Source organism: Paenibacillus sp. AGC31 (assembly GCF_057334655.1).
The window spans coordinates 1-11149 of record NZ_JBHFJH010000016.1 but is presented as its reverse complement, the minus strand read 5'-3'; the positions used below and the strand labels follow the sequence as shown (position 1 = coordinate 11149).

Annotated in this window: 9 protein-coding genes and 1 rRNA gene; 4 read left to right on the top strand and 6 right to left on the bottom strand. The window is 43.4% G+C overall.

Annotated features, from left to right (window positions below; genetic code table 11):
* From ACE04G_RS07665 to ACE04G_RS07650, 4 genes are all read right to left on the bottom strand, one after another.
* Positions 1-181, bottom strand: a 16S ribosomal RNA gene (locus tag ACE04G_RS07665); the annotation flags it as partial.
* A gap of 702 nt (positions 182-883) precedes the next feature.
* Positions 884-2059: a YhgE/Pip domain-containing protein gene (locus tag ACE04G_RS07660; RefSeq protein ID WP_221818796.1), complete on the bottom strand. Its 1176-nt coding sequence runs from the start codon at positions 2057-2059 to the stop codon at positions 884-886.
* A gap of 80 nt (positions 2060-2139) precedes the next feature.
* On the bottom strand, positions 2140-2571 hold the full coding sequence (locus ACE04G_RS07655) for a MarR family winged helix-turn-helix transcriptional regulator (RefSeq protein ID WP_221818795.1): 432 nt from the start codon (positions 2569-2571) through the stop codon (positions 2140-2142).
* A 165-nt stretch (positions 2572-2736) separates the two neighbouring features.
* Positions 2737-2904, bottom strand: a complete 168-nt coding sequence (locus ACE04G_RS07650; RefSeq protein ID WP_221818794.1) for a DUF3934 family protein — start codon at positions 2902-2904, stop codon at positions 2737-2739.
* Between the two features lie 312 nt (positions 2905-3216).
* Here ACE04G_RS07650 and licT point away from each other — a divergent pair, with 312 nt between their 5' ends.
* From licT to ACE04G_RS07635, 3 genes are all read left to right on the top strand, one after another.
* The gene (gene licT / locus ACE04G_RS07645) at positions 3217-4077 is read left to right on the top strand and encodes a BglG family transcription antiterminator LicT (protein ID WP_405131456.1); all 861 of its coding nucleotides are present in this window, start codon (positions 3217-3219) and stop codon (positions 4075-4077) included.
* A gap of 184 nt (positions 4078-4261) precedes the next feature.
* Positions 4262-6160: a beta-glucoside-specific PTS transporter subunit IIABC gene (locus tag ACE04G_RS07640; protein ID WP_221818792.1), complete on the top strand. Its 1899-nt coding sequence runs from the start codon at positions 4262-4264 to the stop codon at positions 6158-6160.
* 42 nt (positions 6161-6202) lie between these two features.
* Positions 6203-7612: a glycoside hydrolase family 1 protein gene (locus tag ACE04G_RS07635; RefSeq protein ID WP_405131455.1), complete on the top strand. Its 1410-nt coding sequence runs from the start codon at positions 6203-6205 to the stop codon at positions 7610-7612.
* A 101-nt stretch (positions 7613-7713) separates the two neighbouring features.
* Here ACE04G_RS07635 and ACE04G_RS07630 read toward each other — a convergent pair whose 3' ends face one another.
* Both ACE04G_RS07630 and ACE04G_RS07625 read right to left on the bottom strand, forming a co-directional pair.
* Positions 7714-8934: an MFS transporter gene (locus tag ACE04G_RS07630; RefSeq protein WP_339182065.1), complete on the bottom strand. Its 1221-nt coding sequence runs from the start codon at positions 8932-8934 to the stop codon at positions 7714-7716.
* 32 nt (positions 8935-8966) lie between these two features.
* Positions 8967-9566, bottom strand: coding sequence for a TetR/AcrR family transcriptional regulator (locus ACE04G_RS07625; RefSeq protein ID WP_091038948.1), 600 nt, complete (start codon positions 9564-9566; stop codon positions 8967-8969).
* A 204-nt stretch (positions 9567-9770) separates the two neighbouring features.
* Here ACE04G_RS07625 and ACE04G_RS07620 point away from each other — a divergent pair, with 204 nt between their 5' ends.
* On the top strand, positions 9771-11099 hold the full coding sequence (locus tag ACE04G_RS07620; RefSeq protein ID WP_338539556.1) for an IS3 family transposase: 1329 nt from the start codon (positions 9771-9773) through the stop codon (positions 11097-11099).
* Positions 11100-11149: the final 50 nt, after the last annotated feature.

Genomic DNA, 11149 nt, shown 5'->3' with positions numbered 1-11149 from the left:
ATTCGGTATTAGCTACCGTTTCCGGTAGTTGTCCCAAACTTGAGGGCAGGTTGCCTACGTGTTACTCACCCGTCCGCCGCTAACTATCAGAGAAGCAAGCTTCTCTTCAAGTCCGCTCGACTTGCATGTATTAGGCATGCCGCCAGCGTTCGTCCTGAGCCAGGATCAAACTCTCCAATAAAGTATTGAAAAGAGCGATAAGCTCATTTTGAATCTGACGAGATTAAAAATCTCATTTGTGCTCCAGTCGATTCAAGCCAAGGCTTGTTTCAAACTTTCGCGTTCATTCTGCAAGCAGAATGTTTACTCACTCGTTGTTCAGTTTTCAAAGATCAAACTTGTTTCGTTACCGAATGTCGTTCTCTTCAGCAACTCTTATATAATATCATGTCCGAACCAACTTTGCAAGCTCTTTTTTTAAGTTTCTTTCGAAGCTTAATTCAATTCGCTTGCCGCACCAGTGTTAAACCGTGTTTTCTTGGCCGGACTAATAATATATCACGTATAGATATTAATTACAATACTTTATTTAATAAAATTTATTTTACTACAAATCAACTACCTCCACCGCGTTGCTCTCCTATCTCAGTGTAAAGTTTATTATAGTTTAAATGACATTCTTTCCATTCATAACATCACAATACATGTCTAATTGATTTTAAAATTATTAGCCTACATCTCCTCTGATATATTTTAGCTTCATTAATATGTTCAATTTAGGTTTTCCTTTTCTCAAGGTCATGCAAGATTACTGGAGCACTGTAAGTTACTACGAGTATAAGTAGAGGTATTATAGAAGATAAACAAAAAAAGTGATGCACGTATAAAGCTATACGCGAACCACTTTCTTGTGTGTTATTACATTATATATAGAAGGAAACTCTTAATGTTGTGCCTGTGCTGATGCTGGAGGCGTCATCGTCATTTGTCCATTACCTGCTTTTTGCAAGCCAACTCGCAGCAACGTAATCCCCCATGTAATAATCGAGATCAACAGAAGATGAACCATGTATCCACCCACTGCTTCTCCACTATAGATCAAACGCATAAATCCCTGTACCCCATTGGAAGCGGGCAGAAAGTCTCCTATATAACGATAGAATGGCGCCAGCATCTCGGCTGGAATGATATTTCCTGCAGTCATCAACTGGAGTGGAACCATCGCTACATTAAATAGAGGGCCTGCATTGCCAAACAGAGCAAAACTCATCTGTGTAAAACAAATACAAGCCAGACTCACCAGCACATGATACAGATACAAAGCGCCGAAGGAGCTCGAAACATCCGTGAACTGAAGAGCTACTGTGTCCACAATCAGAGGAACGATCACTGCTATACATAATAACAACATTTGCCGTCCCCAGAAGATTTCCCATTTGGAATGGTTACGCTTCATGATATTCGATGTAATATTGAACTGAATATTCATGGTCATTGAAGCAATGTAGGTGATAAAACCCAGAATCATGGGCAGCATCGATGTTGCAAAATCACTTACGCTGTTCGTTTTATTAATTTCAGCCTTCACAGGCCCTTCATTCATCTTTGCCATCGCTTGTCCAATAGCTGCACTCAGTTCATCGCTGTTTATACTATCATTATTGAGTGTCACTTGAACCTTGGATTCCAGAATCCCTTGTCCCATTTGTGCAGTCATTCCAGTCGCCGCGTGTTCCACAATGGATTTGGCTACATCGGCATTTCCTTGATTAATATAGAAGGACAAACTCGTCTCTGTACCGCCTTCAATCTGGTCAGTAAATCCTTCCGGAATAACAATAACCATCGCATAGTTACCTGCATTCATCTGTTGCTCAGCTTCCTCGGCAGAACCCAGTACATTGACATGGAAAGGCGCGAGCGTTTCAATCTGCTTCTGCACCTCAGTTCCCTGTGTCCCATCTTCGTTCACCAGAGCAACTTGAAGTTGATCCACTCTCTCCGTGGCTTGATGATAACCCGTCATCCAGATCACAACAAATAACAGCGGAACAACCAATGCAAAAACCAACCCTATTTTTGTCTGTGGCACTTTAAGAAAATCTTTGAAGCTTTTCATTCGTTCACGACTCCCGTTAGTTAAAATTAAAATAATTGCACTACATATATATGCACATGCACATATTTGGCCAAAAAAATTTATTTCATTTTTTCATAGATGCGATTCATCACATTCATGAATACTTCGAGCTCTTCAGGGGAACATTCGGCGAGTGCCACTTGCTCTTGCTGTTTTGCCTTTGGTGTCAAAATGTTATTCATTTCCATTCCTTCCGCCGTCAAACAAAGCAAAACCGCTCTGCGGTCCTGTGGATCTTCTTCTCTTGTCACCAGACCTTTACGAATCAACTTGTCTATAATTTTGCCTACCGTTGTCTGGTCCCGCACTGTTAATTCGGCCAGTTTTTTCTGTGATATATGGCTTCCCGCCTTGCTCAATTCATTCAGAACTGCAAATTGTTCCGGAGTAATATCCTGTTCACTCAGATTTCTGGTTGTTGTTTTTTTATATGCCAGATACGTCCGTGAAAGAATCAGTCCAAGTGGATTTTCATCCATATTAACAGGCATGCTGATGCTCCTTTCTCTATATAGTAGCACTACCATCTAATTTGCGTAAGCTCTATATTATTACCATATTTACACTACTGTCAATTTAATTTTTTATCTTTTCAAGCAAAAAGAGACCCACCCGTTAGTCAGGCAGCTCTCTCCTCTGGCATCGTCAAGCCATACTTACTCGGGCTTGCCACTTGAATTTTCGGTATCGTCCTTCTTCTTTGTACCTTTACTTTTATAAGGCTTCGGTGCACTTTTCGCCCGGTTAGCAGCGGCTTGCCAACGGTTCCAGCCTTTTTTCCCCGTACCACGGCCGGTGCCGCCTTTTCCTTTTGCATTGCTCATGTTATCACTCCAATAATCCTGTATATGCTTAAAAATGACCGTCCTCGGTAACTTATTATGCAACCCAGCCCATCTAATTCACTTCCAGCATTTCTTATTATACCAAAAATCCACGTCTTTACGTCCATTTCCAGAAATCATTGTATTGTTATTCTGTTATGAAAGCGGTATAGTGGACATAATTGAAAGAGGAAGCTGCGTCTTCTTCGGGATTGTTACTGGTAAGCAGGCGATACCCAAACCAAGGCTGTCTATTAAGCCTTAGTTTGGGTTTTTTGTTATTATTACGACCAATTGAGGTGAAACACATATATGATCATCCGTCAGATTTTTAACAACAATGTCATCCGGGCTGAGAACCAGGTTGGTCACGAATTTGTTGTCATTGGCAACGGTCTTGGCTTCAAAAAGAAAAACGGACAGCCTGTGGATGAGGATAAAATCGAAAAAACCTTTGTGCTGAAATCGGATAAAATACCGCAAAAACTAATTGATCTGATTGGGGAAACATCGGTTGAATATTTGAAGTTGGCAGACGAAATTGTGGGCCATGCCAAACAGGAAATGGGCGATATTTTTAGTGATAATATCTATATATCATTGATCGATCATATTCAGTTTGCTATTACCCGGTACCGTAAATCCGTCGGGCTGAAGAATTCTCTTTTGTGGCAGATCAAGAAGTTTTACAAGAAGGAGTTTGGAATTGGCATGAACGCTGTGGAACTGATCCAGGAACAATTCGGCATCCAAATGGATGAACATGAGGCCAGCTTTATTGCCATGCATTTTGTAAACGCTCGTCAAGATGCTCAAGGCATGAAACAAACCGTTGAAATTACGGAAGTTATTGATGATATCTTCAACATTGTGACCAACCATTACCACATCGCCCTGGATGAAAATTCATTTAATTATTCCCGGTTTATTACCCATCTTCAATATTTTGTGCAGAGAATGTTGAGTAATGAACAGGAGCAATTTGCTTCAGGAGATAACTTTCTGTATGAGCAAGTGAAAGACAAATATAGCAAGGCTTTTCAGTGCACCCAATTAATCAATCAGTACCTTGAGGACAAGTTTGAAAGTGCCATGTCCATTGATGAAAAGGTGTATTTGACGATCCATATTCAACGGGTCACTTCTCGTAACGAGTTAGTGGACACAGAATAAATAAAGCTTGCAAACGATTTCGGCGTCATATATAGTAGGTCTCACAACTTAACGACAAGGATTGTTACTGCTCAAGCAGGCGATACCTAAATGATTGGCAACAGGTCATCTTTCCGATGATCATAGCCATTCGTTTAGGTATTTTTTTGTTTTCAGGCAATCTTAACAACAAAGGAGAATGAACATGGATCATAAAAAAATGGGGGATGACATCGTTCGTCTCGTCGGCGGAGAAGCCAATATCAATGGTCTTGTCCACTGTGCAACCCGGCTGAGATTCGACCTGAAAGATTCGAAAAAGGCCGAACGCGAAACGTTGGAAAAACACGATGGTATTATTACCGTTGTCGAAAGCGGCGGCCAGTTCCAAGTGGTCATCGGTAGTAACGTGGCTCATGTATATGCGGAGATTATGAAAAACCGGGATTTCGGAGGAGACTCCTCCTCAACGACTGAGTCCACAGGGGAAAAAACCTCGCTATTATCCAAAGTTTTTGAAATTATATCCGGAAGTTTCTCGCCGTTAATCCCGGCCATGGCAGGATCAGGTATGCTAAAAGCTTTGCTGACTGTCCTGACCATGCTTGGATGGATGTCTGATACAAGTGACACATACCTGATTTTATCCGCTGCCGGCAACGCTGTATTTTATTTCTTGCCCATCTTCCTTGGGATTACACTGGGTATGAAGCTGAAAGCAAATCCTTATGTAGCTGGCGTAATTGGTGCCGCTCTGATGGAACCGAGCTTCACCAGGCTGATGGATAAGGGCTCAGATGTATCGTTCCTGGGTATACCAGTCGTGATGATGAATTATTCAGCCAGCGTATTCCCAATCTTCATATCGATTAGTATCTACGCTGTTCTGGATAAGTTACTCAAGAAAATCATTTTGAAAGACCTGCAATTGTTCCTTGTACCAATGATTGCTTTGATGATTATGGTTCCTCTGTCCGCAATGGCCTTTGGACCATTTGGCACCACGGTAGGTGACTGGATCTCCTCCGGCGTAACTTGGCTCATTGGTGTCAGCGGTATATTATCAGGGGTTGTACTCGGTGGATTCATGACCTTCATGGTTGTCTTTGGACTCCACTGGGGCTTTACTCCAATCACGATACAGAATATCGGGGTTGGCGGCGATCCGATTGAAGCCATGGCTGCTGCAGCTGTATTTGCACAAATCGGTGTAGCCTTCGGTATTTTCCTAAAAGCCAAAAAGAACAAAACCCTGCGCACTCTTGCTGGTTCAACCAGCCTTACAGGTTTACTTGCAGGAGTCACTGAACCAATTGTATACGGTTTGATCCTGCGTTATAAACGTGTGATTCCTATCGTGGTTATCGCAGGTGCGATCGGCGGTGCCATCAATGGTCACTTTGGTGTTAAAATGACTGCTTATGTGTTCCACAATATATTTGCCATTCCTGTCTATACACCAACGGTTGTCTACGTAATTGCGATTGCCTGCTCCTTTGCGGTAGCAGCAGTACTAACGGTGATGTTTGGTTATGAAAGCAAAACGAAAGACACAGCTTCCGAGAAAAATGAATCTGTCTCCAGCACATCGGCTGAAAGTACGCCGGTAGAGCTTCCTGTCGTACCTGAGACCAAAACAACGGAGATCAAGAAAGAACAAATTTATAGCCCACTTACAGGTAAAGCCTTAGCACTGAGTACCATTAACGACCCAGCCTTTTCAACTGGTGCTATGGGCAAAGGTTTGGCGATTGTCCCTGAGATTGGTGAAGTTGTCGCTCCGGTAGATGGTGTTGTCACTTCCCTCTTCCCGACTGGACATGCCATTGGATTAACAACTAACGCAGGAACGGAAATTCTGATTCATATTGGCATCAATACAGTAGCGCTAAAGGGAAAATACTTCTCTCCTGTCGTTCAGGAAGGGGATATCGTCAGACAGGGCGATCTGTTAATCCGGTTTGACATCGATAAGATCAAGGAAGCCGGATACGAAACCGTAACCCCTGTCATTGTTACTCTTACGCAGCAAGAAGTGGATGTGTTCGAAACAACTCAAGAACATGTACAGAAAAATGATGTCCTTTTGACTCTCGTTGTCTGACACAACTTATATTATACGAATTCAACTTAGGAGGAACTAACCATGAAACATACTCAACTGAAACCATTTCCTAAAGATTTTTTCTGGGGAGGTTCAACCTCTGCCTATCAGATTGAGGGAGCCTGGAATGAAGATGGTAAAGGCCCTTCTGTTATCGACATGGGCAACCATGTGGAAGGTGTGACCGACTTCAAGGTAACCAGTGATCACTATCATATGTACAAAGAAGACGTGGCGTTGCTGGCTGAAATGGGCTTCAAAGCCTACCGTTTCTCCATCGCATGGACACGCATCTATCCGCAAGGAGCGGGTGAAGTAAATCCGAAGGGGCTCGCGTTTTACGATTCTCTCATTAATGAGTTAATTAAATACGGTATTGAACCCATAGTGACGATGTATCACTTCGATCTTCCTTATGCACTTGAAGAAAAAGGCGGCTGGTCCAACCGTGCAACGATTGATGCTTTTGAACAATATGCCAAGACCCTTTATGAGAACTACGGAGACCGGGTTAAATATTGGTTGACCATTAACGAACAAAATATGCTGATCCTGCATCCTGGCTCTCTGGGTACACTGGATACAACACTTGTTGATCCGCAAAAAACACTGTATCAGCAAAATCACCACATGCTGGTTGCTCAAGCTAAAGCGATGGTCCTGTGTCATGAAATGCTGCCTGAAGCCAAGATTGGCCCAGCTCCTAATATCGGTGTAATTTACCCGGCTAGCTCCAAACCAGAAGACACACTCGCGGCTGATAACTATGCTGCCATTCGTAACTGGCTCTATCTCGATATGGCAGTATATGGACGTTATAATCATATTGCCTGGAGTTATCTCGAAGAGAAAGGATATACGCCTGTCATTGAAGACGGAGATATGGATATCCTGGCTCAAGGGAACCCTGACTTTATTGCGTTTAATTACTACACTTCCCAGACGGTTGGTGAAAGTCTGAACGATGGCAATGACTTCTCTCATACAGGAGATCAGCATGAAATCGTAGGTGAACCGGGCGCATATAGAGGATCTGTGAATCCCAATCTGCAAAAAACAGAGTTTGGCTGGGAAATTGATCCGGTGGGCTTCCGCTCTACCCTTCGCCAGATCTACTCCCGTTATCACCTGCCATTGATTGTTACGGAAAATGGTCTGGGTGCCTTTGATAAACTGGAGGAAGGTGACGTGGTTAACGATCCGTATCGCATTGAATTCTTCAATAAACATATCGAACAGATTCAACTGGCGATTACGGACGGCGTGGATGTGTTTGGCTTCTGCCCTTGGTCTGCGATCGATCTGGTGAGTACACATCAAGGGTCAAGCAAACGTTATGGATTCATCTATGTGGATCGTGAGGAATTCGATATCAAGAAACTGAGACGTATCCGCAAACAGAGTTTCCACTGGTATCAAAAACTGATTGAAACGAATGGGCAAATCCGTTAATACACGCACTAATAAAAAAGTCGACTGCACATGAAACATGTGTAGTCGACTTTTTTGGTGTTGATGCATTGATATGGAAGCTTTATTTTCCAATTATAAAATTACATTTCAGCCTTCGGTTGTTTTACCGTTTTGACCCCTCTGAGTACCCGCAGGGATAACAGGAAACAGATTGCTAGAACGGCAGCTGCCGAAACGTAAGGATAATTAATATTCACATCAAATAGTGCTCCAGCTACGATTGGACCTGCGATATTCCCCAAACTTGTGTAGGCCGAGTTCAGTCCGGCCACAAAGCCCTGTTGTTCTTGTGCCAATTTGGACATCTGTGTACTGATCGCCGGACGTAAGATATCCATTCCCAAGAAGACGATAAAAGTTACAACAAGAATGAGCCAGTACGTATGCACAAACAAAGTCAACAGTACAAATACCGCTACGAATAACAGACAGACCGAAATGACCATCTTTTCACCAAACCGGTTGAGCAACCAACCGATCAATGATACTTGCACAACCGCACCCGCAATGGAACCAAATGTAATAATGAATGCAATATCTTTCGTCGTGAAACCAAACTTGTGATCCACAAACAGTGAAAATACTGTCTCATAGTTCGCCAGACCAAATGCCATAACAAACACAATGATCAAGCTGAAAAAGTATGGCTCACGGTACGAATTCAACAATTGGGCTACCATACCCGGAGCTTTGACTTTCACTGCGCCAGCGACAGGTTTACTTTGCTCTCCTGTGCTTCGTGCCGATTCAGGCAAGATAATCATTGTAATGATCGCTGCCAATAAACCGGCAACCCCTGCGGCGTAGAACGGAATTCGAATGCCAAAGTCCGCAATGTATCCACCAATTCCCGGACCGATGATAAATCCAGTTGTAATGGCTGCATTAATCAAGCCCATACCTTTACCGCGTTCTTCCTCTGTTGTAATATCTGCGGTATAAGCCATAACCGCCGGGAAGATCATCGCCGCACCAATACCGCCTAACATGCGGGCTGCGAAGAGCAAGACTGGTGCATTGACCGCACCAAACATAAACTCCGATACAGCAAAGATCAGCATGCCGCCGACTATAATTTTCTTACGTCCCCATGTATCCGACCAACGACCCGCAAGCGGGGAGAACAGAAACTGGGTGAAGGAAAATGCCGCTACCAGCAATCCAACCGTGAATCCGGTGATATGCAGTAGATCCATATACGCAGGCATGATCGGTACAACCAGACCAATACCCGTAAAAACGAGAAAAATATTAAACATTAACAGCAGCAGTGCGCCCCTGTTCCGTGTTAGTAATGCCATGATTCCATCCTCCGTAGTTGTCAAAATGTTGCTTAAGCTTTATCTTTTGCAATCCCGTGCAAGAATACACTAGCGGCCTGGCGGTATAACGCAAGAGCCTGATCAGGCTCCATCCCCCGTGACATCTGACTAAGGCCAATAATGGTACTTTCCAATATGAGCGCGAGATGATCTACATTGTCTGCTTTGAACTCACCGCTCTCAATGCCTTGCTCTATCATTTGTTTATTAAATTGAATATGCCGCTCAAACATTAAGGAGATCCGCTCCTCAATATCATTTTCTTTCTTTTCCCCTGTGAAGAACTCATCAGCTGCCTTCGTCAGCGGGTGATTCATATCATCCATGACGAGTTGTTCCGCCAAACCATAAATTTTCTCCGTGGAGGTGCGATAGAGATGTTCTTTGGCCGCCCAGCTCTCTTCCCACTCCCGGTCCCACTCATCGATTAGATAAAGGAACAGACCTTCCTTACTTTTAAAATGGTAATATATATTGCCTTTGCTGCTGCCCGTCGCAGCTACAATATCCTCAATGGACGTTGCTTTATAACCTTTTTGTACAAAAAGGGCTTTGGAAGCATCCGCAAGTTTCTTCTTGGTCTGCTCAGTCTGTAGTTGTTTTTTATTCATATTCATTCCATTTCACTCCGTCCCATCCATACTGAACATTCGTTCTGTATTTTAACAGATGCACCCAATATAAGCAATGAAAAAGGAGAATTGGCACGCATGCCTACTCTACACTGGTACCCATAGACTGGACACTTTGAAAAAAGGTGTGCGGACTGTGGGTACCTTTTTGTATACTGAAGAAGCAATGGAGGGGATTACATCGTGAGCAAGAAGCGATTCACAGAAGAAGAACGTGAACAGATATCAAAGAACAGATATGTAAGGAATGTTAGCGACAAAGCGATAACCTATGCAGATGAATTTAAGCAGTTATTCATTGACGAATATATGATGGGAAAGACACCTAGAGAGATCTTTGAAACTCATGGGTTTGATGTTACCGTAATTGGAATGAAACGAGTAGAACAATCTGCCGGACGTTGGAAAAAAGCCTATGACCTTGGAGGGATTATTGGGTTGTCTGACTCCCGAAAAGAAGCCTCGGGTCGCCCTTTACATAGAGAGTTATCGCAGGAAGAAATCATTGCAAAACAAGAAGCACGGATTCATCTACTCGAATCTCAAGTAGAACTGCTAAAAAAGCTAGATACGAAAGAAAGGTTGCTGGTAGCAAAGGGAATGAACCTAAGCAAGATTAAGTTGTTCGAGCTCATAAAGGAAGCCGTGGATCAAGGCTTGGAACGTATGACGGGATACCTCTGCTCATTGCTTAACGTATCTCGTTCGGGGTATTACAGCTACTTACAAGCTGCAGATTTACGTTTAGAGCGGGTCCGTTCGGATGCTGAGGCAGGGAAGCTGATTAAGAAGGCTTTCGAACGAAGGGGTTACAAGAAGGGCTCACGCTCCATCAAGATGATTCTTGAGCACGAGTTTGGTGTCATCTATAACCTAAAGAAAATCCGTAGATTGATGAAGAAATTTAACATCGTATGTCCGCACAGAAAAATCAACCCTTATAAACGCATGGCCAAAGCTACGCTGGAACACCGAACCTTACCCAATACTCTGCAGAGGGACTTCAAGAAGGGCATACCGGGTCTGGCCTTGCTTACGGATATCACGTACCTTCCATACGGCCGATCCGGGATGGCCTATTTGTCGACCATACTGGATGCCTCAACAAGTGAGGTCCTCTCTCACAATATATCCCATCGGCTGACATTAGACATTGCCACGGATACTGTTGACGCTCTCAAGAAACAGAAACGTCTAAAGCTCCAAAAGGATGCTTTCATCCACTCAGATCAGGGCAGCCATTATACCAGTCCCATCTATCAGGAGTTGTTAAAGAAGAATGGGTTAGGCCAGTCGATGTCCAGACGCGGGAACTGTTGGGACAATGCTCCCCAAGAATCGTTCTTCGGCCACATGAAGGACCATGTCGATCATCGTAGTTGCCGTTCCCTTCAAGAGTTAAAGCAAGAAATCGATCGTTACATTCGCTATTACAACAACCACAGATATCAATGGGGATTAAAAAAGATGACCCCTGTTCAATACAGGAATCATCTATTATTCGCCTCGTAAATCTTTAATGCCACTCTTTTTTTAGTGTCCTTGACACGGGGGCCAGATTA